The sequence below is a fragment of the Mesorhizobium sp. B2-5-7 genome, assembly GCF_006440875.1.
Classification (GTDB): domain Bacteria; phylum Pseudomonadota; class Alphaproteobacteria; order Rhizobiales; family Rhizobiaceae; genus Mesorhizobium; species Mesorhizobium australicum.
In genome coordinates, this window is the sequence record NZ_VFUO01000002.1 from 1,211,154 (window position 1) to 1,236,876 (window position 25,723).

Annotated in this window: 29 protein-coding genes; 10 read left to right on the top strand and 19 right to left on the bottom strand. The window is 62.9% G+C overall.

All coding sequences use genetic code 11. The features are described 5' to 3' along the window. Positions 1 to 68: 68 nt before the first annotated feature. The 3 genes from FJ543_RS13415 to FJ543_RS13425 all read left to right on the top strand — a co-directional run bounded on the left by FJ543_RS13415 (position 69) and on the right by FJ543_RS13425 (position 2,200). Positions 69 to 962 (top strand): branched-chain amino acid aminotransferase, encoded by an 894-nt coding sequence (locus FJ543_RS13415; RefSeq protein ID WP_015316104.1) that lies wholly within the window; start codon positions 69 to 71, stop codon positions 960 to 962. Positions 963 to 1,107: 145 nt separating this feature from the next. Next, on the top strand, positions 1,108 to 1,425 hold the full coding sequence (locus FJ543_RS13420) for a hypothetical protein (RefSeq protein ID WP_015316105.1): 318 nt from the start codon (positions 1,108 to 1,110) through the stop codon (positions 1,423 to 1,425). Between the two features lie 136 nt (positions 1,426 to 1,561). Beyond that, positions 1,562 to 2,200 (top strand): MBL fold metallo-hydrolase, encoded by a 639-nt coding sequence (locus tag FJ543_RS13425; protein ID WP_015316106.1) that lies wholly within the window; start codon positions 1,562 to 1,564, stop codon positions 2,198 to 2,200. A 94-nt stretch (positions 2,201 to 2,294) separates the two neighbouring features. Here FJ543_RS13425 and FJ543_RS13430 read toward each other — a convergent pair whose 3' ends face one another. The 3 genes from FJ543_RS13430 to FJ543_RS13440 form a co-directional block, all read right to left on the bottom strand. After that, on the bottom strand, positions 2,295 to 2,729 hold the full coding sequence (locus FJ543_RS13430) for a BA14K family protein (RefSeq protein ID WP_015316107.1): 435 nt from the start codon (positions 2,727 to 2,729) through the stop codon (positions 2,295 to 2,297). 185 nt (positions 2,730 to 2,914) lie between these two features. Next, positions 2,915 to 3,127: a cold-shock protein gene (locus FJ543_RS13435; RefSeq protein ID WP_008877668.1), complete on the bottom strand. Its 213-nt coding sequence runs from the start codon at positions 3,125 to 3,127 to the stop codon at positions 2,915 to 2,917. A gap of 319 nt (positions 3,128 to 3,446) precedes the next feature. Beyond that, positions 3,447 to 3,659: a cold-shock protein gene (locus FJ543_RS13440; protein WP_006202520.1), complete on the bottom strand. Its 213-nt coding sequence runs from the start codon at positions 3,657 to 3,659 to the stop codon at positions 3,447 to 3,449. A 584-nt stretch (positions 3,660 to 4,243) separates the two neighbouring features. Here FJ543_RS13440 and FJ543_RS13445 point away from each other — a divergent pair. Next, positions 4,244 to 4,645 (top strand): Kazal-type serine protease inhibitor domain-containing protein, encoded by a 402-nt coding sequence (locus FJ543_RS13445; protein ID WP_140875418.1) that lies wholly within the window; start codon positions 4,244 to 4,246, stop codon positions 4,643 to 4,645. Positions 4,646 to 4,678: 33 nt separating this feature from the next. Here FJ543_RS13445 and FJ543_RS13450 read toward each other — a convergent pair whose 3' ends face one another. The 4 genes from FJ543_RS13450 to FJ543_RS31440 all read right to left on the bottom strand — a co-directional run bounded on the left by FJ543_RS13450 (position 4,679) and on the right by FJ543_RS31440 (position 6,367). Beyond that, complete coding sequence (locus tag FJ543_RS13450; RefSeq protein ID WP_140823223.1) at positions 4,679 to 5,296, bottom strand: NAD(P)H-dependent oxidoreductase; 618 nt, start codon at positions 5,294 to 5,296, stop codon at positions 4,679 to 4,681. Positions 5,297 to 5,375: 79 nt separating this feature from the next. Beyond that, positions 5,376 to 5,624, bottom strand: a complete 249-nt coding sequence (locus FJ543_RS13455) for a hypothetical protein (protein ID WP_015316110.1) — start codon at positions 5,622 to 5,624, stop codon at positions 5,376 to 5,378. After that, the gene (locus tag FJ543_RS13460) at positions 5,621 to 5,890 is read right to left on the bottom strand and encodes a hypothetical protein (protein WP_015316111.1); all 270 of its coding nucleotides are present in this window, start codon (positions 5,888 to 5,890) and stop codon (positions 5,621 to 5,623) included. The genes FJ543_RS13455 and FJ543_RS13460 overlap by 4 nt, the downstream gene beginning before the upstream one ends. 237 nt (positions 5,891 to 6,127) lie before the next feature. Beyond that, positions 6,128 to 6,367, bottom strand: coding sequence for a hypothetical protein (locus FJ543_RS31440; RefSeq protein ID WP_181173965.1), 240 nt, complete (start codon positions 6,365 to 6,367; stop codon positions 6,128 to 6,130). A 213-nt stretch (positions 6,368 to 6,580) separates the two neighbouring features. On the opposite strand from FJ543_RS31440, the gene FJ543_RS13470 reads away from it, so the two are divergent. Beyond that, entirely contained in the window at positions 6,581 to 8,215 is a 1,635-nt protein-coding gene (locus FJ543_RS13470; RefSeq protein ID WP_140875422.1) for a sulfotransferase, read from the top strand. Between the two features lie 46 nt (positions 8,216 to 8,261). Here the strand turns inward: FJ543_RS13470 and FJ543_RS13475 are convergent, their stop codons facing one another. Both FJ543_RS13475 and FJ543_RS13480 read right to left on the bottom strand, forming a co-directional pair. Beyond that, the gene (locus tag FJ543_RS13475; RefSeq protein WP_140617709.1) at positions 8,262 to 8,615 is read right to left on the bottom strand and encodes a DUF1428 domain-containing protein; all 354 of its coding nucleotides are present in this window, start codon (positions 8,613 to 8,615) and stop codon (positions 8,262 to 8,264) included. Between the two features lie 99 nt (positions 8,616 to 8,714). After that, the gene (locus FJ543_RS13480) at positions 8,715 to 9,131 is read right to left on the bottom strand and encodes a glyoxalase/bleomycin resistance/extradiol dioxygenase family protein (protein ID WP_140823225.1); all 417 of its coding nucleotides are present in this window, start codon (positions 9,129 to 9,131) and stop codon (positions 8,715 to 8,717) included. Positions 9,132 to 9,352: 221 nt separating this feature from the next. Between FJ543_RS13480 and FJ543_RS13485 the strand changes: the two genes are divergently transcribed. Continuing rightward, on the top strand, positions 9,353 to 9,967 hold the full coding sequence (locus FJ543_RS13485) for a glutathione S-transferase (protein WP_140875424.1): 615 nt from the start codon (positions 9,353 to 9,355) through the stop codon (positions 9,965 to 9,967). A gap of 28 nt (positions 9,968 to 9,995) precedes the next feature. Here FJ543_RS13485 and FJ543_RS31445 read toward each other — a convergent pair whose 3' ends face one another. From FJ543_RS31445 to FJ543_RS13525, 8 genes are all read right to left on the bottom strand, one after another. Next, positions 9,996 to 10,253, bottom strand: a complete 258-nt coding sequence (locus FJ543_RS31445; protein ID WP_015316117.1) for a hypothetical protein — start codon at positions 10,251 to 10,253, stop codon at positions 9,996 to 9,998. A gap of 32 nt (positions 10,254 to 10,285) precedes the next feature. Beyond that, positions 10,286 to 10,594 (bottom strand): HigA family addiction module antitoxin, encoded by a 309-nt coding sequence (locus tag FJ543_RS13495; RefSeq protein WP_015316118.1) that lies wholly within the window; start codon positions 10,592 to 10,594, stop codon positions 10,286 to 10,288. 27 nt (positions 10,595 to 10,621) lie between these two features. Next, a complete protein-coding gene (locus FJ543_RS13500; protein ID WP_015316119.1) occupies positions 10,622 to 10,900 on the bottom strand; it encodes a type II toxin-antitoxin system RelE/ParE family toxin in 279 nt (92 codons plus the stop codon). A gap of 78 nt (positions 10,901 to 10,978) precedes the next feature. Next, on the bottom strand, positions 10,979 to 12,505 hold the full coding sequence (locus tag FJ543_RS13505) for an ABC-F family ATP-binding cassette domain-containing protein (RefSeq protein WP_140875425.1): 1,527 nt from the start codon (positions 12,503 to 12,505) through the stop codon (positions 10,979 to 10,981). 244 nt (positions 12,506 to 12,749) lie between these two features. Then, positions 12,750 to 13,655, bottom strand: a complete 906-nt coding sequence (locus tag FJ543_RS13510; RefSeq protein WP_140875427.1) for a DMT family transporter — start codon at positions 13,653 to 13,655, stop codon at positions 12,750 to 12,752. Positions 13,656 to 13,786: 131 nt separating this feature from the next. Further along, entirely contained in the window at positions 13,787 to 16,951 is a 3,165-nt protein-coding gene (uvrB, locus tag FJ543_RS13515) for an excinuclease ABC subunit UvrB (RefSeq protein WP_140875429.1), read from the bottom strand. Between the two features lie 117 nt (positions 16,952 to 17,068). Next, entirely contained in the window at positions 17,069 to 18,667 is a 1,599-nt protein-coding gene (locus tag FJ543_RS13520; protein WP_140875431.1) for a DUF2778 domain-containing protein, read from the bottom strand. A gap of 520 nt (positions 18,668 to 19,187) precedes the next feature. After that, a complete protein-coding gene (locus FJ543_RS13525; RefSeq protein WP_015316124.1) occupies positions 19,188 to 20,444 on the bottom strand; it encodes a hypothetical protein in 1,257 nt (418 codons plus the stop codon). A gap of 143 nt (positions 20,445 to 20,587) precedes the next feature. On the opposite strand from FJ543_RS13525, the gene FJ543_RS13530 reads away from it, so the two are divergent. Beyond that, on the top strand, positions 20,588 to 21,661 hold the full coding sequence (locus FJ543_RS13530) for a CapA family protein (protein ID WP_181173966.1): 1,074 nt from the start codon (positions 20,588 to 20,590) through the stop codon (positions 21,659 to 21,661). A 95-nt stretch (positions 21,662 to 21,756) separates the two neighbouring features. Next, entirely contained in the window at positions 21,757 to 22,716 is a 960-nt protein-coding gene (locus tag FJ543_RS13535; protein WP_140875432.1) for a DUF3137 domain-containing protein, read from the top strand. A gap of 17 nt (positions 22,717 to 22,733) precedes the next feature. Here the strand turns inward: FJ543_RS13535 and FJ543_RS13540 are convergent, their stop codons facing one another. Then, positions 22,734 to 23,231: a DUF2314 domain-containing protein gene (locus FJ543_RS13540; protein WP_015316127.1), complete on the bottom strand. Its 498-nt coding sequence runs from the start codon at positions 23,229 to 23,231 to the stop codon at positions 22,734 to 22,736. Positions 23,232 to 23,310: 79 nt separating this feature from the next. Beyond that, the gene (locus FJ543_RS13545) at positions 23,311 to 23,670 is read right to left on the bottom strand and encodes a hypothetical protein (protein ID WP_140617716.1); all 360 of its coding nucleotides are present in this window, start codon (positions 23,668 to 23,670) and stop codon (positions 23,311 to 23,313) included. Between FJ543_RS13545 and FJ543_RS13550 the strand changes: the two genes are divergently transcribed. Then, positions 23,669 to 23,911, top strand: coding sequence for a DUF1344 domain-containing protein (locus FJ543_RS13550; protein ID WP_015316128.1), 243 nt, complete (start codon positions 23,669 to 23,671; stop codon positions 23,909 to 23,911). The two genes, FJ543_RS13545 and FJ543_RS13550, sit on opposite strands and share 2 nt — an antisense overlap. Before the next feature lie 179 nt (positions 23,912 to 24,090). Further along, entirely contained in the window at positions 24,091 to 25,713 is a 1,623-nt protein-coding gene (locus FJ543_RS13555) for an FAD-binding oxidoreductase (protein ID WP_140875434.1), read from the top strand. Positions 25,714 to 25,723: the final 10 nt, after the last annotated feature.

Consider the following 25,723-nt stretch of genomic DNA (forward strand, 5'->3'; position numbering starts at 1 on the left):
ACATGGCGCTGCCAAAAGAACACGCAACGACACTAGGATATGCGGGTCGCGACCCGCGGGAGGTTACCATGGCATCCGTTCCCTTCGATCAACTGGACGGCTTCATCTGGATGAATGGCGCGTTCGTCCCGTGGGGGGACGCCAAGATTCATGTGCTGACCCACGGCCTGCATTACGCCAGCGCGGTCTTCGAGGGTGAGCGCGCCTATGGCGGCGAGATCTTCAAGCTCAACGAGCATACGGAACGCCTGCATGAATCGGCACGCCTGCTCGGCTTCAAGATTCCCTATTCGGTGGCCGAGCTCAACGACGCGTCGACCACGCTCCTGAAGAAGCAGGGCTTCCAGGACGCCTATGTCAGGCCGATCGCCTGGCGCGGCAGCGAGCAGATGGGTGTTTCGGCGCAAAACAACCGCATCAACGTCGCCATCGCCATTTGGCAATGGCCGAGCTATTTCGACCCGGCGCAGAAGCTGAAGGGCATCCGTCTCGATGTGGCGGAATGGCGCCGGCCCGATCCGCGCACGGCGCCGTCGCGGTCGAAGGCCGCCGGCCTCTACATGATCTGCACCATGTCCAAGCATGCCGCCGAGGCCAAGGGCTATGCCGACGCCATGATGCTCGACTGGCGGGGCCAGGTCGCCGAAGCGACGGGCGCCAACATCTTCTTCGTCAAGGACGGCAAGATCCACACGCCCAAGCCCGATTGCTTCCTCGACGGCATTACCCGCCGCACGGTCATTGGACTCGCCAAGGATCGCGGCCTGGAGATCATCGAACGCGCCATCCTGCCGGAAGAACTGGAAGGGTTCGAGCAGTGCTTCCTGACCGGAACGGCAGCGGAAGTAACCCCGGTTTCGGAGATCGGCCCTTACCGATTCGAAGTCGGCGAGATCGCCAAGAATCTCATGAACGACTATTCTATCGCCGTTCAACCCAAGCATGCTATCGCCGCAGAATAACGATAGTCACAGCTTTTCGCGCAAGCAGGGGCGGTTTTCGGGCCGCCCCTTTTATTTCAGCGTTTCTGCATTTGACTTTCCTCCAATTCGGCGTCTCATGATGGTGTCGGCCCGGGAGGCTGGCAGCTATGGAGGGACTAATCATATGGACATGAACACGCTTCTTCCGATCATCATTCAGATCATCACAGGCATCATTGGTGGTCAGGCGGTCGGCGCGGCGATCAAGACGGCGGCAATGGGTCAGCTTCCCAAAATCCTGGGCGGAGCCATCGGCGGTGTCGGCGGCGCGGCGATCCTCGGCAGCCTGCTTGGCGGCGGTGCGATCAGTCCTGACGCGGCCGCGGCGGCGACCAGCGGCCTGGGCAGCGCGCTCAACCTGCAGAACATCGTCGGTGGCGCCGGCGGTGGCGCGATCCTGACCGGCATTCTCGGCGCGGTCATGGGCGCCATGAAGAAATAAGCCTGCCGATCTCGGGCTTCGCAGAATGGGCGGCTTCGGCCGCCCATTCCTTTGGAGACGCACTGTTTGGCCTTCCGGCTGTGGACGGTTTTGAGCGATGCCTCTACATGATCGCTGACACAGCGAAAGGACGATCATGGGTCAGCTCAATGCCGGCATCGTGCCGGTCACACCGTTCCAGCAGAACTGCACCATCCTGTTCGACATGGAGGACAAGCATGGCGTCGTCGTGGATCCGGGCGGCGACATCGACAAGGTGCTGGCAACGTTGAAGGACAACGCGATCGCGGCCGAGGCGATCTGGATCACCCACGGTCATATCGATCATGCCGGCGGCGCCATGGAACTGAAGGAAGCACTCGGCGTCGAGATCATCGGCCCGCATGAAGCCGACAAGATGCTGCTCGACAATCTGGAAAACCAGGGCAGGCGCTACGGCATCGGCGGTGTGCGAAACTGCGTGCCCGATCGGTTCCTCGCCGAAGGCGAGACGGTGTCGTTCGGCGGCCATGTGTTCGAGGTGCTGCATTGTCCCGGCCACGCACCGGGCCATGTCGTCTATTATAACCGCGCCGCCAAATTCGCCCATGTCGGCGATGTTCTGTTTCGTGGTTCGGTCGGCCGCACCGACCTGCCCGGCGGCGACCATGCGGCCCTCATCGCCTCGATCAAGAACAAGCTGTTGCCGCTCGGCGACGACATCGGCTTCATCTGCGGCCATGGCCCCGGCGGGCGTTTTGGCGAGGAACGGCGAACCAACCCGTTTTTGACCTGAATGAGATGAGGGCCGCCGCCGGAAGCCCAACAAACCGACAACAAAAAAGCGCTGGCCTCGGGGTCAGCGCTTTTTTGTTTGGGGCAGGGAAGCCTCAGTTGGCGGTGCAGAAATGCTGTTCGCCGTCGCTGCCGGTGAAGGTGCCGGTACGGGAATTGAAGGTGCGGTAGCGGTCCGAGCAGTACTCGTACCAGCCGCGCGTCCACGGTTCGGCGTAACGGTCGGCATAGACCACCTGCGGTTCCGCGTAGTAGCGGCGGACCGGGGCAGGGCGCACCCGCACGTCACGATCGTAGTAACCGTCATCGTAATAACGGTCGGAATCGGGCGGTGGCCGGTCATTGGCCAATGCGCCACCGATCAATGCGCCGGCGGCAAGGCCGAGAACGCCGGCTGCCACGGCATCGCCATGGCCATGGCCGTGATGGTGCCAACGGCGCCAGTCATCGGCATTGGCCGCCGAGAAGGTCCCCAGCGTGGTGGCGACCACGGCTGCGGACAGCACGGCTGTCTTGAAAATGCGGTTCATCTTGGTCTCCTTCGTACCGGACCGTGCAGTTTCTTGCAGGGGATGCAGTCCGGCTTTACGAATGACTAATATGGGACCGTGGCTGAACGGGGGCTGAACGAAAATTTGGCCGCACGCATTCTTTCACCGCCTCAAAATCGCACCTTTCGGCGCGGACCTGACTGTGGAGCCGGTCCGAAGCCGGCTCAGCCGACCGACAGGTTGACGGCCTTGGGTCCCTTGCCGCGCTTGTCCGGCTCGGTGTCGAATGTCACTTTCTGCCCATCTTCGAGACCGGGGAGACCCGACGCCTGCACGGCCGAAATATGGACGAAGACATCCTTCGCGCCATCATCCGGTGTGATGAAGCCGAAGCCCTTGGCATGGTTGAAGAATTTGACGGTGCCGGTCTGCGGCATGGGAAGCTCCTTTGATCCCATAAACTCCAGTCTCGGGCCGGCAAATGCCCGAATGCAAATTTGTCCTTTATTTTAGCGCTATCGGCAAGAGAAAGTTTTGCTGGCACTTAAAGCACGTCGCTTTAAGTGCTTGTTTTGATGCGCGTCATTGGCCCGGACCCGGGATGAACTTCCGGATGAGATGAGTCTGCGCTGCGCGGCGGACATGAAAAAGGCGCGCCGAAAACCGCCGCGCCTTTCAAAAACCCGTCTGCCTGCCCAGGTGCTGGTCAAGCTCCTCGTTCGCCCATCCGCCTGGGATGGCGCGCGCGCCGATCGCTCAGGCTGCGCGCAGGTTGACCGCCTTCGGGCCCTTGCCCATGCGGTCCGGCTCGACGTCGAAAGTGACCTTCTGGCCATCGACGAGCGTGCGCAGGCCCGAGGCCTCGATCGCTGAAATGTGGACGAACACGTCCTTGGCGCCGCCGTCGGGCGTGATGAAACCGAAGCCTTTGGTCGCATTGAAGAATTTAACGGTGCCGGTCTGGGCCATTGGGGAAACTCCTTCACCCGTTCAGTCTTGGTGGTCCTGCCCGCCACCTGGCGTCGAGGGCAGTTCCTGGTGGTTGCTTTCGGCAGTCATGCATTGGCGCATGGTCAAACCCCCCGCCGAAAAACGGGGCCGTCAGAGATTCACAGTATCGGGGAAAGGTCGTCCAAAACGTTCCGCTCTCCGGGTCGCAAATGCCCGAACACAGAATTTATCGCACGGAAACGTGAAGGTTGCAAGATAGCGCCGCGGGCCGCCGCCATGGGCGCATCCCGACGCAAAAATCGACCGATCAAAGCGTCGACCGGCCGCAAATAGGCTTCGTTGGCGGAAGGGTCATCGGCCCACAGCACCGGTCATGGATGGGCCAGGAGCGACGATTGCCGACGACGCGGCTGGGGCCCATCGGTTCGGGTGTCGTTCTCCTACAGAAGCCGCAAACAAGGGTTGCAATTGGCGGTGGAATGACGACGATCACGCCATTGGGTGACTGATCCAAATCTTGTTCTGATCGATATCATCATCAACGAACCGCCACGCAGTCTTGGGCGGTACGGACCGGGACGGGGATCGAGGGAGAGACGATCATGAGGTTTCTTGCGGCGATCTTTTCACGGCAGGTTTTTGCCGTCCTTTTCCTGTCGGCAATTCTTGCCGCCTGCACGGTCGTCGTCGATGACGGACCTGGGCCGCGACCGCGTCCGCCGCGCCCTGAACCGCAATTCTGCACCAAGCAATACGAGCCGGTCTGCGCCCGGCGCGGCGGAGATCGCCAGACCTTCGCCAATGCCTGTCTGGCCGATCGGGCGGGTTACCGCATCGTGCGTGACGGCGCCTGTCACGGCGGTGATGGCGGTGGCGAGAAGACGTTCTGCACCCGCGAATATGCTCCGGTGTGCGCCCGCCGGCATGGAGAGATGCGCACCTTCCCCAACGCCTGCGAGGCGCGGGCCTCGGGCTACCGCATCGTCGGCGAGGGGCCGTGCTGAGATTCTGCCGTCTCCCGCATGAGGGGAAGGCCATTATTTGTCCACGCCAACATAAGCTTTGCTCTTGAGCAGGCCGGCCAGATGAGCAGCGTTTGAGGCCGCCATTTCGATGGCTTCGGTAACCTTGGCGGGGGTTTTCGGCAGATCGACGTAATTGACGTCATGCATGGCTTCACCGACCCAGTAGACGCCGCCATTGGCGGGAATGGTGAAGCCGACATCGTTCAGCGCCTGGAAGCACTCCGCATGGCAATGATGCGCGCCGTCCTCGTTGCCGACGATCGCCACCAGGGCCACCTTGCCGGCGGCCGGCATGCGGCCCTTGTCGTCGGTCTCCTCGAGAAAGGCGTCCATCCGCTCCATGACGCGCTTGGCGACGCTCGATGGCTGGCCCAACCAGATCGGCAAGCCGAGAATGAAGATATCGGCGGCCAGGATCTTTTCGCGCAGGCCAGGCCAGTCGTCGCCCCTGCCCATGTCGGAGAGCACGCCAGGCTTGATGTCATGATCAAGCGTGCGCACGACCTCGCCTTCCACGCCATGCGGTTTGAGCGCCGCGAGCAGATCGGCGATGATCTTGTCGGTGGACGATTTTTCCTTGTCGCTGGATGCTTTCAGCGAACAGTTGAGGGCAAAGGCGGTGAGGGACATCGCAAAACTCCTGCATCTGGTGTGCAGGCTCAACGCCGCGAGGCGTTTGCGGTTGCGCGGTGTGTCGGCTGGCCTCCGCTCAGCTGGCCGGATTGTCGGCCAGTTCGAGATTGTCTTCCGTGGTGACCCGTTCGTGGGTCTCCTGGTCGCTGCGGATGCGGTATTGCGGGGAACCGTCCTTGACCGGCAGCCTGCTCTTGATCTCGAACAGTTCCGCGGCCTTGTTGACCAAGCCGGTCCGGCTTTTCATCCGCACGGTCTGGCCGATGGCGAAGAGATGCGAGGGGGTGTCGGTGCGCGGTCGCGCATTCTGTTGAAAACGGATCATGCTGCATTCTCCCGGTCGCGCACCAGCGCGGTTTCGAGGTCCAGGTGGTCGATGGCGACGAGCTGGCTGGTGAGCGGGTTGTTCACCGCCTTTGCCGGCAGATGGATGAAGGTGGCGACGCGGCGCCAGGCAAGCCGCGACATGCCCTCGATCAACTCCTCGTCGTGATCGATGTCGTAGTCGCCGGCCGGCAGTTGTCCTTCCAGGCCACCGAGCATGAATGGCGCGGTGAAATGGGCGATGGAACGGGTGGTGCGGTCGGGCATTGTCCTGGCCTTTTGGGATGAGATTGGCGGGTCGAGAACCTCTGACGCCGCGAGGTGCCAATTCTGGCCCAAACCATATGTGATATATAGCCCAAATCGGCGCTCTATTCAAGAATAATAACGGAATTCCTTGCTTCGATTTGAAAAATAGACGGATATAAATTTTGGAATAAATCTGCTATGTCTGCGGATATCTTCGAAAATTTCTTCGGGATGTGCAAAGTTTTTCCTCGGCGCTTATGTTTTTATTTTTTCTAAAAGGGATAAAGCCATGGATTCAATCAGAACTTCGAAAGGGAAGAGCGTGGCGATCAACCCGATCGTCAGGCCAATCGCCACGTATCCCATTGGCGCTGCCGGAAAGCCGATGGCCGTCCAGTCGGCGCGGCTGACCATCAGAAGCGACGAGGCGGCAAGGCGAACGATCTCCGATACCGATGGAACTGTGAGGCGGGCCAGGCAGGTTGCAGAGACCAATCGCCTGATTTGATCGCTTTCGCCGCGACGTGAGGCGCAGAATCAAGCAAAGCCTTGAACCTGTAACGCCGATGGCCTAGATCGCGGCAGGCGCACGAACACGGTAGGTGTCCCATCAACAGAGATCAGAGAAGAGCGGCGGGTGCGCGGACCAAGCCTGGCGCGGCCAAGTCTGGAGGGGGAGGACAGCCGCCGCTAGGTCTCGACCAGTATGTGCAGCAGGCACTGCAACTGCACCAGGCCGGGCGCCGGCAGGAAGCCGAGGCGATCTACCGCCAGGTGCTGACGCGTCAGCCCAAACACGCGGCCGCTGCGCATTTCCTGGGTTTGCTGCTGCACCAGACGGGGCGCAGCGAAGAAGGCATGGATTTCCTCGAACGGTCGGTTCAGCTGCAGCCGACCAATCCCGACTTCCTCAACAATCTCGGCACGGTGATGCGCGATCTGGGGCGTGTCGCGGCGGCGATCGATTTCTTCCGCGGCGCGGTGGACCTGCGGCCGGAGCAGCTCGCGGCGCGCGACAATCTCGGCTCGTCGCTGAAGCAGATCGGCCGGTTCGACGAGGCCGAGGACATCTATCGCGGCACGGTGCAGCGCAATCCATTCCACGTGCGCGCCCGTATCGGGCTTGCCGAAACCCTGCAGGAAGCCGGACGCCTCGACGAGGCGCTGGCTGTCTTCCAGGAGGCACTGACCATCCGGCCTAGGGATGCTGACCTGCTGCACGGACTGGGTGTTGGGCTGATGGAAAAGGGCAAGCTCGACGAGGCGACCGGCCTGTTCCGGCAGGCGTTGGCGATCCAGCCCGGCATGGCCCGCGCGTGGCTGATGCTGATGCAGGTCAAGCGCCAGAAGGAGCGCGATGCCGAAATGGCTGGCATGGAGGCGCAGCACGCCAAGGCGCCTCAGGACAGCCTGGCACGCATGCAGCTGTCGTTTGGCCTCGGCAAGGCCAATGACGATCTCAAGGATTATGGCAGGGCCTTCGACTATTTCGCCGAGGGCAATGCCATCCGCCGCAAGGGCATCGACTACGACCCGGTGAAGACGCGTGCCGAATTCGAGGCAATGAAGACGGTGTTCGATGCCGGCTTCTTCGAAAAGCACAGACCGAGCCCGATTGCCGACGACGCGCCGATCTTCGTCGTCGGCATGCCGCGTTCGGGTACGACGCTGGTCGAACAGATCATCGCCAGTCACCCCCAGGTCTATGGCGCGGGCGAGCTCAGCATCCTGAAGACGGCGGTCGGCAAGCAGTTCCCGTCGAACATGCCAGGCGGCTTCCCCTGGGGCGTGGCCGACACGGACGATAGGGATTTCGCCGAGGCGGGGCAGGCCTATCTGGACATGCTGCATGCCCGATATCCGCATATGCGCCACGTCACCGACAAGATGCCGGGCAACTTCCTGCTTGTCGGCTTCATCCACATGATGCTGCCGAAGGCCAGGATCATCCATTGCGCCCGCGATGCGGCGGCAACATGCCTGTCGATCTACAAGGTGCATTTCCGCGGCGACAGCCACCGCTATGGCTATGACCTCGGTGAGCTCGCCGATTTCCACAATCTCTACACCGACATCATGGCGCATTGGCACAAGGTGCTGCCCGGCGTCGTGCACGATGTGCGCTACGAGGATTTCGTCGCCGACCAGGATGGGCAGAGCCGGGCGCTGATCGACTATCTCGGCCTGCCATGGGACGATGCCGTGCTGTCGTTCCACGAGACCGACAGGCCGGTGCGCACGGCGTCGGCCGCGCAGGTGCGCCAGCCCATGTACCAGGGCTCGGTCGATCTGTGGAAGCGCTATGGCGACAGGCTGAAACCACTGCTGGATAAGCTCGGATAGGCCGATAGCGCGGTAAGGCCGGCCTGCGAACGGCGGTCGAGCTGTCTCAAAGTTCCATGAAGGGCTGGAAGCCGCCGAAGATCATGCGCTTGCCGTCGAACGGCATCGTGGCCATATCGCGCTGCAGACGAGGGTCGGCCATCACCTTGGCCATCACCGCATCGCGATCCTGCCTGGATTTGTATACGGCCCAGGAGAAAACGACGATTTCATCATCCTTGGCCTGAACGGCACGCGGAAACGAGGTGATTTCGCCATAGGGCACGTCGTCGCCGATGCATTCGACATAGGCGAGCGCGCCATGTTCCATCCATATGGGGCCTGCGAGGTTGGCGAGCTTTTTATAGTCATCGAGATTTGCCTTCGGCACGGCAAGCACGAAGCCATCAACATAGGACATGGTGGTCTCCTCTTTGCTGAATTCGAACGCCGGGTCGGCGGGGATACACCCGGCGCGATTGGGCGCATCCCCTCGGCGAGGGGGCGCGCTCGCTAAAGCCTATTCCGTCGGTGCGTTCATTGCCCATGCGACGCCGAAGGGATCCTTCACCTGGCCCCAGCGGTCGCCCCAGAACATCACCTGCAGCGGCGTGACGGCCTCGCAGCCGGCGTCGACGGCGCGCTTCCACCAAGCGTCGATGTCATCCTTGCCGAGATGGAGCTGCAGCGTATAGCCCTGGGCCGCCTGGTGCGGATGGCCGTGTTCCGGATAGGCGTCGCCCAGCATCAGTGTCGAGCCGTTGATATAGAGATGGATATGCATGGTGCGGCCTTTTTCGTCCGCCGGGTAGGCAAAGACTTCCTCGGCCCCGAAAGCCTTCTTGTAGAACTCGGCCGCCTTGATGGCACCGTCGACCTGAATATAGGGGGTCAATCCGCCAAGCACTTTTGGCCGGGGTGGGGTCTGGTCGGTCATTGCATGTTCCTCTTCACGTTGGTTTGGCCTTGCGGACCATAGGACGGATGAGATGACGGCAATCCTACAGGACGCCGAAAATTTTTGGCCGGGCGACAACCGATGGGTTGGGAAGGCGTGCAACGAACTTGCGTCGGCGGCTTCCAATCAGAGCGCAATTCTCTCGGCTCCCAAGCTAAAAGAGTTGGATTGCGCGCCGCCTACTCAGCCCGGAGACGACAATGATCCTCTATTATCAGACCCACTCACCTTTCGCGCGCAAGGCGCTGGTCTTCGCGCATGAGGCAGGCGTCGCCGATCAGCTCCAGGTCATTCATCACGAAACCAGCCCGACCTTGCACAACGCCAGTGTCCACGCCGAAAACCCGCTAGGCCAAGTGCCGGTGCTGCTGCGTCCGGGTGCGCCGGCGATCTTCGATTCCGACGTCATCTGCGCCTATCTCGATACGCTGCATGATGGCCGGAAGTTGCTGCCGCAGGTCGGCGAGGCACGCTGGCAGGCGTTGCGGCTGCAATCGGCCGCCCAAGGCCTTGCGCAGACGGGCATCGCCTTGCGCTGGGAGACGGAAAGGAGACCCGAACAGCTGCGCTATGATGCTCTTGCCGAAGGATATCGGCAGAAGATCGAGGCGACCTACGACTGGGCCGAGGGCGCCCTTGACGACGAGGCGCCGCTCCATGTTGGACATATTGCGCTAGCCACCACGCTGTCCTGGATGGCGTTCCGTCATCTTCCGTCGTTTGGTTCGCGGGCGCGGCTGACGCGCTGGTTCGAGGCTTTCGAAAGGCGTGCGTCGATGCGTGCGACGCCGCTTTCGGGCGATACACATGATTGATTCGCGCTCGCCTGAGAGGCGGCGAGCGTCAACGGTTGTTCCGCGTGTCGAGGATTTCCGGAAAGCCGATATCCTTGCGCAGCGCGGCAGGCAGCGACAGCAGGATGCGTTCGCTGCGGTGACGGGCGCGCGCCGCGGCATACCGGGTTGCGATGCGGCCGATGGATGACAGGACGGACATGACGAATTCTCCCTGGTTTGGCGCCGGCATCATCGTGTCGGCATCCCAAGGACGGGGCCGCAACGGGCGATCCGACAGATTGCCCGGAAAATTTTTTGTCAGCATTTACATCTCGTTCAGGCGTCGCCGAGGAGACCCTATGCGACCTTGAGCGTGGGAATAGCCGAAACATCGACCTCACGCTCGGCGTGCCAGGCATCGAAAGCCGCCTGCATCCGAAGCCAGATCGCGGCGCCGTCGCCGAACAGCTTCCCAAGGCGAGCGGCCACCGCCGGCGAAACCGGCTTCCTTTCGCGGATAATGTCATAGAGCTGCTGCCGGGATATCCCGAGCAGATTTGCAATCTCCACCTTGGTCTTTCCAGTTGCCGGGATAATGTCCTCAAGCAGCGCTCCCGGGTGGGAGGGGCAACGCTCGATCGGACGCGTCGGCTCGTGCACGGTCATACGTCGAACTTCTCCAATCTGGCCGCCTCAGTGATATTGCTCGAAATCGACGCGGGCGGCGTCGTTACCGTCGAATTCAAATGTAATGCACCACGGACCATTGACGTGGACCGTGTAGCGGATGGGATCGAGGCCTTTCAGCGAATGGAAGTCGAAGCCGGGAAGGTTCATCTCCTCCGGCTTTTCCGATGCTTCCAGGCGGTCAAGCCGAACAAGGATGCGCTTGTGCATCTTGGCATCGATCTTGCCGGTTTTTCCGGTTTGAAAAAGGTCGGACAGCGCCTTGTTCTTGAACGATTTGATCATGACATATGTAAACAGATCGCTTACACAAATCAAGAGCCTGTAAGCAGATAATTTACAGGCATGCCGATCTCCCGCCGCTCAGCCGGTTCCCTCAGCCACCTCGCGGAAGAAGCTTTCCGGATCCTCGACTTCGGTCAGCTTCCGCTTCTCGATCAGCCAGAAGCGGTTGCCGATGGCGCGGATGAAGGAGCGGTCGTGCGAGGCGAGCAGACAGCTTGCCTGGTGCTTCAGCAACTCTTCCTCCAGCGCTTCCTGGCCGTCTATGTCGAGATGGTTGGTGGGCTCGTCGAGCAGATAGAAATTGGGATTGGCGAGCCTGAGCGCCAGCATCATCAGCCGTGCCTTCTGGCCGCCCGACAGAACACCGATCTTTTTCTCCTGCATCTCGATGACCACGCCGGCGCCGGCAAGCAGCGAGCGGGCGCGCTGTTCGCCGACATCGTAACGGCGCGAGACCATCGCCAGCGGCGCGTCGTCGCCGCTGATGCCCGACAGCGCCTGGTCGCTGTAGCCGAGCACGGTGGACGGCGTCACCTTCACATTCCGCACCGTGTCCGGCTCGAGGATGGCGTTGCGGATCATGGTGACGAAGCGCGACTTGCCGACGCCGTTGCGGCCGAGCAGCACGATGCGGTCGCCCTGGCAGATGTGGCGCTTGCCGGTCCTGAACAGCAGCGTGCCGTCGGGCGTTTCGACCGCCACGTCGTCAAGCGTGATCAGCACCTTGGCGTGGGTGCCGCGATTGGCGAGTTTGATCGCGCCCGCCGATTTCTCGCGATGAGCCGGATTGGCGGCCTCTTCCAATTTTTCCGCGCGCTGGTTGAGTTGCTTGGTCTTGACCGTCAGCAGGTCGCTGCCGGAATTGATGCCGATATTGTTGAGCTTGGCCGCCTGCCGGCGCAATTGCTGCGCCACCTTCATGTCGCGCTGGAACTTTCGTTCGGTCGACGCGTCAACCTCGTCCAGCGCCTCCCTGGCGCGGGAATAGGGGAGGGAGAACACCGGCGACTGTTCCGGGCGCAGGAACAGCGTCCGGTTGGTGGTGGCGTCTAGGAAGGCGCGGTCATGGCTGGCGATGATGACGGGCACCTCGCGCGGCAGCGCGTTGAGCCAGGTTTCCAATTGGCTGATGCGGGCAAGGTCGAGATGGTTGGTCGGCTCGTCGAGCAAAAGCATGTCGGGATCGGTGACCCAGACGCGGGCGATCAGCGCCAGCCGCTGCCAGCCGCCGCTCAGTGCCTGCATTTCTCGCCCGCGCATCGGCTCGGGCACGTCAAGCGAATCGAGAACCACATCGACGCGCCACATCTCGCTGTCGGCCTGTTCGGGCGGTAACGCCTCAGCCACAACCTCGTAAAAAGTGCGGCCAAGCAGGGCAGGGGCAACGGACTGCTCGACATGGCCGACACGCAGACCGCGCGTGCGGCTGATGTCGCCTGTCGTCGGTTCCAGTTCGCCGGTCAGGCATTTGAGCAAGGTCGACTTGCCGCGGCCGTTGGCGGCGACGATGCCGAGCCGGTCGCCGTTGCCGATGCTGAGGTCGAGATTGGAAAAGAGCGGCGCACTCATGGTGACGCCGAGGGATTTGAAGCTGATCAGGGCCATTTTGATTTCTCTGGTCTTGCCGGAATGCCGGCTCATGCACTTTGACGGTGCGCGTGCCGGCCATCAGGCCAGGCGTTGCACACCACGAAGGGCAGACCAAAAATCGAAGCGGGAAAACCCGGACCGTCCCTGGTCAGCCCTGCAAGCTGGCTCGCAGGGCGGAAATCGGGCCACGCTGACGATGGTGACGATAGAACGTAAACACGTGAGCCCTCCTTTCGAGACGTTCGAGTGTGACGACTGGCTACATCAAAGGCGAGGCTGATGGCAAGGCCGCCGCTTTCAAGCGGCGCGGGAAGGGGTCCAGCACCAGTATGCAGCCGCCGATGATTGCCACCGCGCCGAAGCCCTGGATCAGGGTCAGCGACTCGCCGAGCACAATCGTTCCAGCCAGCACCGCGATCGTGGTCACGGCGAATTCGACGCTGATGGTCCTGGTGGCTCCGATGCTGGCCACCAGCCGGAAATACACGACATAGGTCAATGCGCTCATCACGCAGGCCAGTATGGCCAGGTAGAGGAAGTCGACAGGGCGCGGCATGGCCGGCACCGGCACGGCGAGCAGCAGCGGCAGCGTCATCAGGCCGCCGAACAGGAAGGCGGCGCTGGTGAGTTCCAGCGAGCCGGCCGAGCGCAAATGGCGATTGGCGTAGTTGCTGCCGAATGCCGCCGAGAGGGAACTGAACAGCGAGGCGGCACAGCCGATCGCAAAGGATGCGGTGACCGGAACGGCGGGGAAACCGACCAGGACGATGATGCCGGCAGCGCCGAGCAGCAGTCCGGCCAGGCCGCGAACAGCGATGCGCTCAAGCCCCCAGAGCTGGCCGATGATCATCGAGAACAGCGGGATGGCGGCAACCAGGATGGCCGCCATCGCCGTGCCGATGCGCGGCGTGGCATAGGACAGGCCGATCAGCTGCGCCGCCACCGTCGTCGCGCCGACCATGGCGAAATGCCGCCAGCCGGCGCTGAAATCCAGCCGTCGCCGCGTCGCGGCGGCAAGCAGAAAGAGCGTGATGCCGGCGATCAGCGCCCGCAAGGTGACCGCGCCGACCCAGCCAAAGGCATGCACCACCTTGAGCAGCACCAGGAACGACAGTCCCCAGGTGACAGCCAGGAAGACGTAGGCGGCGATGTCTCTGGGTTTCATGGGGGAGTTGGCTGATGGTTTTCGGAGCGGAAGAGCAGAATTGAAAGGCCCGTATAGGTTCGTCCCACCACTGGCAAGGTGGCAGGAAAAGCTGATCTATATTGGAGGGACAGCGGGGGCGCGAAGAATTGCTACCGTCCGGGCCTGCCTGTCTTGCCCGGCCGGCGCTTTTCGCGGCGGGCGTCGCCTTGGTCTTCGTAGGAGCCGATGCCGGAGCGTTGACGGACGATAGGCTTGTCGGCATCGCCGCGATCCTTCGCGCCCCTCTCTGTCCTGCCGGACATCTCCTCCACGGGGGAGATTGGCTGTGGCTTCGCCGGGACTTTTCCCTCTACCGGTTTTTCGGTGCGACGCACCGTCATCTCGTCGAGCGAGTTCTTTTTGAACAGCGGCTTGGTCGCATCGCCGGGGATGCCGAAGTCGGAGCCATGCGCTTCTTCCGCCGACTGCTTCTTGAACAGCGACCGCGACACCGCGCCTGACGGCGTCGGCATGTCGGTACCAGGTCCCATATCGTCCAGTGACGGCTTGGCGAACAGTGGCTTCTTCACCGGCACGGCGCCGTCGGCGCCCATCTCGTCGAGATCGGGCTTGCGGAAGAGGTTCGGCCTGGCGGCCTTGGCTGCCTCTTCGGCGGCGCGTGCCTGATCGAGCTTGCGGAACCGTTCCTGTTCCTCCAACGTCCGATGCTTGGCCACGCCCTTGTTGTGCTTGCCCTTTTCGCGGCCAGAGGCCGGACTTTGGCCTTCCACCTCGCGCGCCAGCGGATCGTCGGAGATCGACAATTCCATCTCGTGCAGCCGCTTGATCTCGTCGCGGATGCGGGCCGCCTTTTCGAAGTCGAGATTGGCGGCGGCGTCGCGCATCTGCTTGTCCAGCGCGTCGAGATGGGCCTTGAAATTGTTGCCCATCATGGCGCCGGCGCTGTCGGTGAACTGCGAGATGTCGGCGCGGACATGGTCCTTCTCGTAGACCGAGTCCAGAATATCGGAGATGCGCGACTTGACCGATTCCGGCGTGATGCCGTTGGCGGCGTTCCACTCCATCTGCTTCTCGCGGCGCCGGTTGGTCTCGGCCATCGCCCGCTCCATCGAACCGGTGACCTGGTCCGCGTAGAGGATGACCTTGCCGTCGACATTGCGGGCGGCACGGCCGATGGTCTGGATCAGCGAGGTTTCCGAACGCAGGAAACCTTCCTTGTCAGCGTCGAGAATGGCGACGAAGCCGCATTCGGGAATATCGAGGCCTTCGCGCAAAAGGTTGATGCCGACCAGCACGTCGAAGGCGCCGAGGCGCAGGTCGCGCAGGATCTCGATGCGCTCCAGCGTGTCGATGTCGGAGTGCATGTAACGCACGCGCACGCCCTGCTCGTGCAGGTATTCGGTCAGGTCCTCTGCCATGCGCTTGGTCAGCACCGTCACCAGTGTGCGATATCCCGCCTTGGTGGTGTCGCGGATCTCACCGACGACGTCGTCGACCTGGCTCTTGGCCGGGCGCACCTCGACCGGCGGATCGATCAGGCCGGTCGGGCGGATAACCTGTTCGGCGAAGACGCCGCCGGCCTGTTCCATCTCCCAGCCGCCCGGTGTCGCCGAAACGGCAACCGAGAGCGGCCGCATTGCGTCCCATTCCTCGAAGCGCAGCGGTCGGTTGTCCATGCAGGAGGGCAGGCGGAAGCCATATTCGGCCAGCGTCGCCTTGCGCCTGAAGTCGCCGCGATACATGCCGCCGATCTGCGGCACGGTGACGTGGCTCTCGTCGATGAAGACCAGCGCATTGTCTGGAATGTACTCGAACAGCGTCGGCGGCGGATCGCCCGGCTGGCGGCCGGTGAGGTAGCGCGAATAGTTCTCGATGCCGGCGCAGGAGCCGGTGGCTTCCAGCATTTCGAGGTCGAAGCGGCAGCGCTGCTCCAGCCGCTGCGCCTCGAGCAGGCGGCCGGCGCGCTCGAGTTCCACCAGCCGGTGCTTGAGCTCTTCCTTGATCGACTTGATCGCCTGGTTGAGCGTCGGGCGCGGCGTCACATAGTGCGAGTTGGCGTAGATCTTGACGCTCTTCAACTCGCCGGTCTTCTGGCCGGTCAGCGGGTCGAACTCGGTGATCGCCTCGATCTCGTCGCCGAACATCGAGATGCGCCAGGCGCGGTCCTCAAGGTGGGCCGGGAAGATCTCGATCGTGTCGCCGCGCACGCGGAACGAGCCGCGCACGAAATTGATGTCCTGGCGCTTGTACTGCTGGGCAACGAGGTCGGCGAGCAGAGCGCGCTGGTCGAGCCGGTCGCCGATCTGCATCTGGAAGGTCATCGCCGTGTAGGTCTCGACCGAACCGATACCGTAGATGCAGGATACGGAGGCGACGATGATGACGTCGTCGCGCTCGAGCAGCGAACGCGTCGCCGAATGGCGCATGCGGTCGATCTGCTCGTTGATCGAGGATTCCTTCTCGATGAAGGTGTCGGTGCGCGGAACGTAGGCTTCCGGCTGGTAATAATCGTAATAGGAGACGAAATACTCCACCGCATTGTCGGGGAAGAATTTCTTGAACTCGGAATAGAGCTGCGCGGCCAGAGTCTTGTTGGGCGCCAGGATCAGAGCGGGGCGCTGCGTCTCCTCGATCACCTTGGCCATGGTGAAGGTTTTTCCGGAGCCGGTGACGCCGAGCAGCACCTGGGTGCGGTCGTTGTTGTCGACGCCCTCGACCAGATCCTTGATGGCGGTCGGCTGGTCGCCGGCGGGCTCGAAATCCGACACCATCTTGATGGCGATGCCGCCTTCGGATTTTTCCGGCCGGGCAGGGCGGTGCGGCGTCCACAGCACGCCGTCCTTGTGCAGCGGATTGCCGGATTCGATCAGCGCCGAGAGCGCGGCCACCGTGGCGGTGACGCCACTGGACGACATCGTCTCGGCTTCTTCCAGCGAGATGTCGAGCCCGGCGACCGGATTGAGGCCGGCCGCCGTGCGTTCGCGGGCCGACGCGGCGCCGCCCATCGAGGTGCCGCGCGCGGTGCGGCCCGGCGCGGCGGAGCGCTCGGGTATTTTCTTCGGCGACTTGGCTCCGCCGCCTTTGCCCGCGGCGCGTCCTTCCCGTTCAGCCTCCTGCTCGATCTGCTCGGCCCAATCGGCGATCGAGCCGGTCAGCGGCGTGCCCGACAATTCGGCCTGCGGCATCTCGGCGAAGCCGCCTTTGTGCAGCGGTTGCGAGGCGTCGAGGAAATCGGTCAGCGGGCTGCGCCGCTTCGGCGCGGCGCGGTCCTCATTCGCCGTCGGCGGCGTTCTTTTATCGGGGGATTTGGCCATGTCCCGAATATGGGATTTCTCGGCCAAAATGGAAAGAGCGCGATGAGGACGGGCCGGCGGTCGCGTCAGGCTCCTGACAGAAGGCTGTCAGGAGGTGGCGGACGGTTTCGCCTTATCTCAAGCGCCGCTTCCGTTCGACGCGACCCGGGTCGCCGATCCGTTCAGGCGATCCACCACGACGAGGCGGGTGACCTTGCCCTTCTTGAAGGCGGCGAGGAAGCGGGAATAGTCCCTGAAGACGACGCAGCCATTGGATTCGGCGCGACCGCCCCGCAGCATGTAGGTATGCGCGAGCAGGCCGTTGCGGTTGTATTTGTTGCCGCCGCTCGTCGGGGTCAGGCGGATCGCCTCGACGCCGTGGAAGCGGGATTCGCGCAGCGACAGATTGTAGGTGTTGGGCGGCGTCGGGCCACGATCCTTGACGTGGACATAGCGCGGCTGGTCGACCATTGCGCCGAGGCCGGAATGCGCCTCGAGCCGCTGGCCGTCGGGCATGTAGACGGTCTTGGCGCTGATGTCATAGACGGCGACGCCATGGCCGGCGCCGCTTCCGGCGCTCGGGCCGTTGAACAGGTTCCTGAACGCCTGGCCGAGGCCGCCCGAAGGCGTGTCCGGCTTGGCATAGGCCAGCACGTCGCCACCATCACGGGTCCGGCCTTGCCGGGCCGGCTGCCTGGCTTGCTGGACGGGCTTCGGCTGGGGCGCCGGTTTCTGCTCCAAGGTCCTGGGCTGTGCGGCCGGCTTGTCCTCTTCCACGACCCGGGGTTGCCGCGGCGCGTCATATTGCGGGCGACGGGTCGGCAGCGGCACGTCGTCGGTGAGCGCATTCGGCAGCGAAGCGGCGTCGCCCGGCTGTTCCTGCTGGGTCTCGACAGGCGCCACCGCGACATCGGGGGAGGATTCGGTCATCGGCAGCGGCGAGGCGAAAGCTTCGTCCTCGACCGGCATCGACTCGACGAGGGCAAGCGCCAGCTGCGCGTTGTCGGGCGTTTCCGACTGGGCAAAGCCCATCGGCGCCGGCGCGGTCTGCACGACGGAACCCGTTTCGGCGCGGGCGAAGCGTTCCGCCGCCGGAGCCGGCATGTCGTTGGACAGGCTGGCCATGACCTGGACGGACGGCACGAGGGACGCCTCGGTGATCCGTGGAGTGGCGCTGGAAATCACTGGATGGGTGCTGGCCGCGGTCGCAGGCTTTCCCGCGCCGGCGAAGGCAGCGGCAAGCTTTGTCGGCGACAGCGACGCTTCCATCAGTTCGAAGCGCTGCTGCGATTTCGACTTCGCCGGCGTTGGCTTGGCCTGCGCCACCAGGCGCCCGGATTTCTCCGCCTTGGAGGTTATCGCGGCCAGCTTGAAGCAACTGGCACCGCACTGTACGGCATGGTCGTGCAGCGCCTGCGCGCCGCCATGCGCATTGGCTGTCATGAAGGGCGCCGAAGAGCTGAGGAAATGCTGCTTCAGCGGATCGGCGAGAGCGAGCGTGCCCGGCATGGACAGCGTCTGCGGCAGGCCGACCGACGTGACCGAAAGCGAGGCACCGACAGAGCTAAGGCCGGCCATGGTGCCGATCAGCCATAGGCCGACGGCGGCGCTGACGCCCGGCACCGCAATCCAGCGGACAACCCGTTCAGGGGTGAAGGATGAGGCACGTGGCGCTTCGAAGGCGGTCTCGCCGCTGCAACGCCTGTCCCCGACAATTTTACGACTCAACAACGCCATGCAACCAATCTTGCTCCAATCGGCTCCCACGTCCGCGGCTGTGATAGCCGCGACGACCATTCTGTGAGTGATCCCAGGTGGTCCCCGACGCGTTTGCCGCGCCTGTCGTTAGTTGCCGATTGCTTCAAAATATGGACAAAGTTGGTTAACCAATCCCTCTCAAAACCAATCGAGAGACGTGGACTTTGTGCCGAAAAAGGCTCGTCCACGACCATGCACGCGGTATTGCAGCCCTTCCAAGGCTTTTTTGCTGCCTGTTTTTGCCGGGCGAGTCAAGCGAAACAGCCTTCGCTAATCCTCGCAAAAGGCGATTCGGCGCTTCCGGGACAGTGAGGCACGCCAAATGCCTGTCGGCCGGGCGCCCCAACGCCGGTTCTTATTGTCGACGGCTCCATGACGGCAGGGCACCATTGATGTCGGTGCAGGCGGCCGCCATGAGCACCGTCGCCAGGGAGCTATTTCTAGGCGCTGTCCGTGATTCTCTACTTTGGACCAGTCGAAGTTCGGCTGTCCGCGCCGCTCAGTTGAACCACAGTGCGAACGTCAAAAACCCGCCACCTGCAAACTCGCGCTGAATCTGGTCGAAATCCTCGGTGGTCAGGATCTTGCCGCTCTCCAGATAAGGCGCGATGCCGGGACCGGTGATCGAGAGTACGAGGTCGAAGGGTTTAGGCTCGTCGAAGAAGCGCTTCATGTTGATGCCTTTGCCGGTGATGCGGAAGTGCGGCAGCAGCGCGCGGCCTTCGAGCAGGTCCTCGGCCATCGTCAGGGTCGCGAGCCAGGCCTGCACCTGCTCCTCGCCGACTTCGAGGCCGGTGAGCGGGTTCTCGCCCTTTTGCTGCGGGCCGGGCAGCCATTCGCGGTCATTGTCGGTCTCGGCGCGGATCGCCTTCCAGTCCTCGCGCGACAGCCGGATCATTTCGAGCAGCTCCTGGCGCGCCGCCTTGCGGCGTTCCGGTTCGACAACCGGCCAGTTGACGAGATGCACCATCGAGATGAAGTCGGCGATGCGCCATTCCGAGGAGAAGATGCTCGAGCCCATCTCGCTTGGCGGCGGCACGAGGATGTCCTGCAACGGCAGCTTGGCGCGCGGAAACAGCATGTGGAACGAGCCGTCGAACGTGCCCTTGAAATCATGCGCCAGCCAGAAATCGGCCTGCGCCATCAGGAATTCGGCATAGCCTTGCAGCCAATAGCCGTCGGCGCGGTCGAAGCGGAAGGTGAGCGCAGGGGCTGTATCGCCCTGGGAGATGCCGCCGCGCGACAGCGCCGCCATGATCGCCGCCATGCTTTCATCCGGTGCGATGGTGCCGTCCTCGTTGAGGTCGATGCCGACATGGGTGAGGTCGATGACCATGCCGATATCGGCATCGGCCGGCACCGAACCAAGCGTGGTGGCGGACTTTGCCAGCCGGTCACGGAAGGCCACCAGTATGGCGCGGAACTCTTCGTAGGTCAGCGGCTCGGGATTGGGGTTCGCCGGTACCGGCAGCCGCATCAGCGGCAGCATGAAGGATTGCGGGCTCTCAAACCCATGGCGATGCAGGCCGCTGGCCAGCAGTTCCAGCGCGGTGAAGAACTCGCCGGCGCCGGCGGCATAGGCTGACGCTGGATCTTTCGGCGCGGCCGCTTCCAGTGTCGACAGCGCGCCGTCGCGCGCGGCCACGGTCCTTGCCTCGAACAAAGCTGTTGCCGCTTCGGGCATGGCCGCCGATGCGGACGACAGCGGCACGAGCACAATGAAAGCCGATGCCAGCAGGCTTGCTATTCGTGTCATCTTTTCCCTCCCATTTGCCGCAGCGACCATACACGGATTTGCGCCGCCGCGCCTGTCGATGCCGGCACGCTGTCCACATCGTTGCATGAATGTTGCCGGGCACGCTTCAACCGGTCCGGCGGACGGTCTACAGAAGGCCAACGATGAGGCGTGCCGTGTCGAACTATCCGCTCTCCTACAAACTGTCCTGGCTGCCGCGTTTCCTGAAACCGTCGCTCGGCGGTGACGCCACCGGATTTGCGCCGGCGGCCGGGACGCTGATGGACCCGCTACCGAGACAGACGGTGCGGCTGGCCTTCATCGGCGACATCTCGGCGGTAGCCAACCGGAGCGCGCCGGACTGCGATCCGGCGATCAAGGCGCAGCTGGGCACGGCCGACCTGGTGATCGGCAATTGCGAAAGCCCTGTCGTCGACAGGCCGAGCGCCGTGCTGGGGACAAAGCTCGGTACGCATCATGCGATGAGCGAACGCTTTCTGGCCGAGGCACTCGCGGCGGTTGGCATCAGGCGCGAAAAACTGGTCCTGTCGCTGGCCAACAATCATGTGTTCGACCAGGGCGTCGCCGGTTTCGACGCGACGGTCGCGGCGTTGAAGCGGCTCGGTATCGGCACCATCGGCCTCGCCGCCAAGGGTCCGGTCGAACGCTTCGCTGCCGGGCCGCTCGCTCTCGGCTTCGCCGCTTTCACGCTCTGGCGCAACGCCGATGAGAGACTGTTTGCCGACCGCGTCTCGATGGAAGGCGATCCGGCGCGCTGGCCGCGCGAGGCGAGTGCTGGGGTCGATCTCCTCTGTGCCGTGCCGCACTGGGATTGGGAATTCCGGCATTTTCCGCGCGCCGCAACCCGGGCACTGGCGCGGAGGCTGGCCGGGCAGGGCGTCGGTCTGATCGCCGGCCATCACGCCCATGTCGTGCAGCCGGTGGAGCGGATCGGCGGGACGGTGATTGCTTATGGCCTCGGGGATTTCCTCGGCACCGCTTTTGCCCGCCAGCCGTGGCCGGGGCGGATTGGTGGGATTTTCATCGTGGACGTCAGCGCCGATGCGGAGACGCGCGGCGCTGTCGCGTCCTATTGGTTTCATCCCTTTGTGCGCTTGCGTGCGGGAGACCACGAACGGCTGCTGCCGGTCGAGGCATTGGACGAGCCCATGCGGCAAAAAATCGAGGGCCGGCTGGACGCGATCTTTCCTGCTTCCCTTGTGGACGCGTCGCCCTGACCGCGTGACAGGTCCACGACAGGGCAGGGGTAAGCGCTGGCGACTTTCCCGCGAAAATGGCTATCATGCGGCAACACTGGCGGCGGGGATTGGCGATGGAGACAGCGGATTTCATGCCGGGCGCGGCTGCTATCGCAGCCATTAAGAAAGACATCGAGGTCTACGAAGCGAAAAGGGCCTCGGTGGCACGCGCGGCCAAGTGGCGCGCACCGTTGTTCGTTGGCCTGGCGGTCGTCTTCGTGGCGCTCATTGCGTGGCTGTTCAACAAGGTCGCCGATCCCAACGAGCAATGGTTCTCGACGCCGCACGTATTTCTCTACGTGGTCGGCTTCGTGGTGGCGGTCGTGCTCTATTTCCAGGCGATCAGGCCGGCGGCGAGGCTGCAGCAATCATTTCGCCAGACGCTGATGCCGATCATCTTCGGCTTCATTGGGGATATGCGCTACCAGCATGACGTCACGCCGCATTCTTTTGACCGATTGCCGCGCGAGACCGTCGGCGGTTTCACCATGAGCCGCTTCGACGATATCATCTCCGGACGATATGACGGATTTGCGTTCGAACTGTACGAAGCCGACCTATGGGACGGGGGCGCCACCAAGAACAAGGCGACCACATTCAAGGGCGTCGTCGTCGCCTTCGAAACCATCGAGCCGTTTCCAGGAATACTGGTCGCGGCGCGACGTGCCAGCGGTGTGATCGGCTTTTTCCGAGGCATGTTCGCGCCCAGGATGCAGGAACTGCCGTCCGGCGTGCCGGAGCTCGACGCCGCCTACGAGTTCCGCACCAACAATGTCGAGGCGGCGCGGCCGCTGGTGACCGGCCGGCTGGCGCAAGCGCTGAAATGGCTCGGCGAAACCTGGCCGGACGAGCCCGCGCGTGTCGCGCTCAACGGCAGCGACGGTTTTCTGCTCCTGCCGCAGCCGAAGAATTTTTTCGAGCTACCTGATATTTCGGTGCCGCTCGACTACGCCAGCCATGTCGCACCGATGATTTCGGACCTGGGTGCCATGCTGGCGACCGCGGCACTGGTGCGCAAGATCGGCGCAAGCTAGTCCGGTTGGGCAAACGATCAACAATCGTAACCGGATTTGTCGCGCAGGTAGTCCGCTTCTTCCTTCGACATCCTCTTGAACATCACACACACGGTGAAGCTCCCTACTTGCCGCCCGTCGTGTCTATATCCCCAGTCCGAAATATCGTCCCTGGTGAATTCTATCTCCTGGCCGAGGACGACATTGCGCACAGCTGCCGGTTCGTTTGCCAATATGCCGACGAACCCCGTTTCGGTGCGCTGGAACGGGATGACCCAGAAGTGCTCGCTGATATCCCCATCGCGCACCTCGACCTTCAATTTGAACCTGTCCGTCCCAGAGGGCGGCGTTCCGGCCAGGGCCAGGAACTCATCCAGGCTGGCAAGAGCCTTTGCAGTCGCCGTCGCCATCTCGGGGTCGTCCGTAGCAAACATAAGCGCTTTGTCATCGTTCGGAATCGCGGCTTGCGCGCCGGCCGATCCCGGAGCACACGCCAACATCATCAAGGACATCATGGACCGGACTGCAAGCTTCATGGAAAGGCCCCCTCATGGTAACGGCGCACCATCCGGCATCCGTTCCAGATTTGCAACCGGAGCGCGAGTTTTCTCCATTTCAATTGGCGATCTGAACTGATCCATGACACAAAATGTGTATCGATAACGGCTCGGCGGTCTGTTTCGTGATGCTGCTCGAGACGGATTGCGGCGGCCTCGCCGTGATCGCAACCGCTCGCCACAATCCCTCTAAACGACTCTTTTCGCGAACGGAAATGCGCTCGCCGGGGGAACCGAAGCGGCCCGGAATGATGTCGGCCGCAGACAATATGTCGGAATTAAGCTTATGATATCCTTTGCGAAAATTCACCCAACGTGATTTGCCGATGATAGCTGTTTCGTTCCAGTTTCGGGCCGTTCGGTGCTGCCCTCTCCCAAGCGGTACCGGAAAACCGAAACAGCACGGAGTGATATCCATGAAGAAGACCCTCGCAACCACCGCCGCTTTGCTCGCCTTCCTCGGCACGGCCTATGCCGCGACCGTTCAGGGCACCATCCAGGCGGTCGATCCGACAACCAAGTCGGTCACCCTCGACGACGGCAAGATCTACCAGTTGTCGCCCGATGCGTCGGTCGGGAAACTGAAGGTCGGCGCCAAGGTGGCGGTGACCGTCGACGACAAGACCGGCATGGTGACGTCGATCAAGAAGGCCTCATAGAGACTGCCGACCGGACTTTGAGACCCTTGATCCAATCTGGCCGGTTCCTTGGGAACCGGCCATTTTCATTGGGTTGGACACTCACCGCCAGGCGACGACGGTGGCGGAACGCCGTTGCGGCAGCGCCGCTATGGTTTTTGCCAAAAGGCCGCGCTATTCCTTGGCTGCGGGGGGATCCGATGGCCGAGGAACAAAAGGGATTGCGCCTGTCGCGGCGGCTGCTGCTGGGGGCGGCTGTTTTTGGCGGCGCCGTGCTGTGGGGCGGCACCACCGTGGCGCGGCTGGCGCGAGGCCCGTCAGGGCCGAAGAACAGCGGACGCATCGCCGATGTAGACGGCATCGCACTGCCGCTGAAGCCGATCGGGAGCCCGCCCGCCTTCGATCCGTCGCTGCCCTGGCTGGCCAAGGGCGGCGACATCAACGATGCCAGCGGTCTGTCGAGGACGCCGATCTATGGCGTCGTCGAGGTCAGCGAGGAAGAGCATATCGCCAAGGCGCTCGCCTTCGCGCGCGCCAACGGGCTGAAAGTGTCGCTGGCGGCCATCCGCCATTCGATGGGCGGGCATGCTTTCGACGACAATGCGCTGGTCCTGGATATGAGAAAGTTCAACAAGGTTACGGTGGACGCCGCGGCCAAGACCATGACCTTGCAGCCGGGCGCGTGCTGGCACGACATCCAGACCATGCTGCATCCGCGCTTCGCGGTGAAGGCGATGCAGTCGACCGATATCTTTTCAGTCGGCGGCTCGCTGTCGGTGAACGCGCATGGCATGGACCATCAGGCGGGCTCGGTAGCCGGCTCCATCCGCTCGATGCGGGTGATGCTGGCGGACGGGTCGGTGACCATCTGCTCGCCAACCGAAAACATCGAGCTGTTCCGACATGTCGTCGGCGGCTACGGTCTGTTCGGCGTGGTGCTGGAGGCGACGCTCGATATCGTCGACAATGCCGTCTACCGCACCTCGCGCGAGATCATCAAATCCGACGATTTCCCGAAATTCTTCGCCGAGGTGCTGGAGCCGAACAAGGACATTGGCCTGTTCTACGGGCACCTGTCGACGGCGCCGGGCAATTTCCTCGAGGACATGATCGTCTACCGCTACGATAGAGTGGCGGAGCAGCCGCCGGCCGACCAGCCGGCGCTTGGCGAACCCGATGGCGTCGGCCTGAAGCGGGTGATCATGAACATGGCCAAATGGGGCAGCGCGTTCCAGGAACTGAAATGGTTCACCGAAAAGACGCTGGAGCCGAAATTCGAGAGTTGTACGGTGCCGCGTAGCTCGGCGCTTGCCCAGGGCGAGGCCTGTCTCGTCACCCGCAACAACCCGATGCACGATTCGGTGCCGTATCTGTTCAACGACCTCGTGAATGAGACCGACATACTGCACGAATATTTTATTCCACGCGCGAGCTATAATCCATTCATCGCGGAAGCGCGCGAGATCCTGCGCAACCAGGATCTGCCGGTGCTCAACGCCTCGGTGCGCATCGTCCACAAGGAGGACGTGGCGCTGACCTACGCGCCGGAGCCGGCCTATTCGCTGGTGCTCTACATCAACCAGCCGGCCGATGCCGATGGCAATGCCAGGATGCGGGCGCTGACGCGGGCGCTGATCGACGTGACGATCAAGCATGGCGGGCGCTTCTTCCTGCCCTACCAGCTGCACTATACGGCCAAGGAATTGCTGGCGTCCTATCCCGAATTGCCGGCCTTCCTGAAGGTAAAGCGGCACTATGACCCGGCGGAATTGTTTTCCTCGACCTTCTACCGTGCCATCAAGGCGCTGAGCGGGACGGTGTAGACGGCACGCA

What these genes read in the sequence shown, in the direction of transcription:
- FJ543_RS13500 (WP_015316119.1), bottom strand. Translation starts at nt 10,900, where the DNA reads ATGATCAAATCGTTCAAGAACAAGGCGCTGTCCGACCTTTTTCAAACC.
- FJ543_RS13540 (WP_015316127.1), bottom strand. Translation starts at nt 23,231, where the DNA reads ATGAAGCTTGCAGTCCGGTCCATGATGTCCTTGATGATGTTGGCGTGT.
- FJ543_RS13550 (WP_015316128.1), top strand. Translation starts at nt 23,669, where the DNA reads ATGAAGAAGACCCTCGCAACCACCGCCGCTTTGCTCGCCTTCCTCGGC.
- FJ543_RS13450 (WP_140823223.1), bottom strand. Translation starts at nt 5,296, where the DNA reads ATGTCCCTCACCGCCTTTGCCCTCAACTGTTCGCTGAAAGCATCCAGC.
- FJ543_RS13535 (WP_140875432.1), top strand. Translation starts at nt 21,757, where the DNA reads ATGGAGACAGCGGATTTCATGCCGGGCGCGGCTGCTATCGCAGCCATT.
- FJ543_RS13430 (WP_015316107.1), bottom strand. Translation starts at nt 2,729, where the DNA reads ATGAACCGCATTTTCAAGACAGCCGTGCTGTCCGCAGCCGTGGTCGCC.
- FJ543_RS13475 (WP_140617709.1), bottom strand. Translation starts at nt 8,615, where the DNA reads ATGTCCTATGTTGATGGCTTCGTGCTTGCCGTGCCGAAGGCAAATCTC.
- FJ543_RS13495 (WP_015316118.1), bottom strand. Translation starts at nt 10,594, where the DNA reads ATGACCGTGCACGAGCCGACGCGTCCGATCGAGCGTTGCCCCTCCCAC.
- FJ543_RS13460 (WP_015316111.1), bottom strand. Translation starts at nt 5,890, where the DNA reads ATGCCCGACCGCACCACCCGTTCCATCGCCCATTTCACCGCGCCATTC.
- FJ543_RS13445 (WP_140875418.1), top strand. Translation starts at nt 4,244, where the DNA reads ATGAGGTTTCTTGCGGCGATCTTTTCACGGCAGGTTTTTGCCGTCCTT.
- uvrB (WP_140875429.1), bottom strand. Translation starts at nt 16,951, where the DNA reads ATGGCCAAATCCCCCGATAAAAGAACGCCGCCGACGGCGAATGAGGAC.
- FJ543_RS13510 (WP_140875427.1), bottom strand. Translation starts at nt 13,655, where the DNA reads ATGAAACCCAGAGACATCGCCGCCTACGTCTTCCTGGCTGTCACCTGG.
- FJ543_RS13425 (WP_015316106.1), top strand. Translation starts at nt 1,562, where the DNA reads ATGGGTCAGCTCAATGCCGGCATCGTGCCGGTCACACCGTTCCAGCAG.
- FJ543_RS13480 (WP_140823225.1), bottom strand. Translation starts at nt 9,131, where the DNA reads ATGACCGACCAGACCCCACCCCGGCCAAAAGTGCTTGGCGGATTGACC.
- FJ543_RS13520 (WP_140875431.1), bottom strand. Translation starts at nt 18,667, where the DNA reads ATGGCGTTGTTGAGTCGTAAAATTGTCGGGGACAGGCGTTGCAGCGGC.
- FJ543_RS13530 (WP_181173966.1), top strand. Translation starts at nt 20,588, where the DNA reads ATGAGGCGTGCCGTGTCGAACTATCCGCTCTCCTACAAACTGTCCTGG.
- FJ543_RS13455 (WP_015316110.1), bottom strand. Translation starts at nt 5,624, where the DNA reads ATGATCCGTTTTCAACAGAATGCGCGACCGCGCACCGACACCCCCTCG.
- FJ543_RS13415 (WP_015316104.1), top strand. Translation starts at nt 69, where the DNA reads ATGGCATCCGTTCCCTTCGATCAACTGGACGGCTTCATCTGGATGAAT.
- FJ543_RS31445 (WP_015316117.1), bottom strand. Translation starts at nt 10,253, where the DNA reads ATGCTGACAAAAAATTTTCCGGGCAATCTGTCGGATCGCCCGTTGCGG.
- FJ543_RS13555 (WP_140875434.1), top strand. Translation starts at nt 24,091, where the DNA reads ATGGCCGAGGAACAAAAGGGATTGCGCCTGTCGCGGCGGCTGCTGCTG.
- FJ543_RS13435 (WP_008877668.1), bottom strand. Translation starts at nt 3,127, where the DNA reads ATGCCGCAGACCGGCACCGTCAAATTCTTCAACCATGCCAAGGGCTTC.
- FJ543_RS13545 (WP_140617716.1), bottom strand. Translation starts at nt 23,670, where the DNA reads ATGGATATCACTCCGTGCTGTTTCGGTTTTCCGGTACCGCTTGGGAGA.
- FJ543_RS13420 (WP_015316105.1), top strand. Translation starts at nt 1,108, where the DNA reads ATGGACATGAACACGCTTCTTCCGATCATCATTCAGATCATCACAGGC.
- FJ543_RS13505 (WP_140875425.1), bottom strand. Translation starts at nt 12,505, where the DNA reads ATGGCCCTGATCAGCTTCAAATCCCTCGGCGTCACCATGAGTGCGCCG.
- FJ543_RS13440 (WP_006202520.1), bottom strand. Translation starts at nt 3,659, where the DNA reads ATGGCCCAGACCGGCACCGTTAAATTCTTCAATGCGACCAAAGGCTTC.
- FJ543_RS13525 (WP_015316124.1), bottom strand. Translation starts at nt 20,444, where the DNA reads ATGACACGAATAGCAAGCCTGCTGGCATCGGCTTTCATTGTGCTCGTG.
- FJ543_RS13485 (WP_140875424.1), top strand. Translation starts at nt 9,353, where the DNA reads ATGATCCTCTATTATCAGACCCACTCACCTTTCGCGCGCAAGGCGCTG.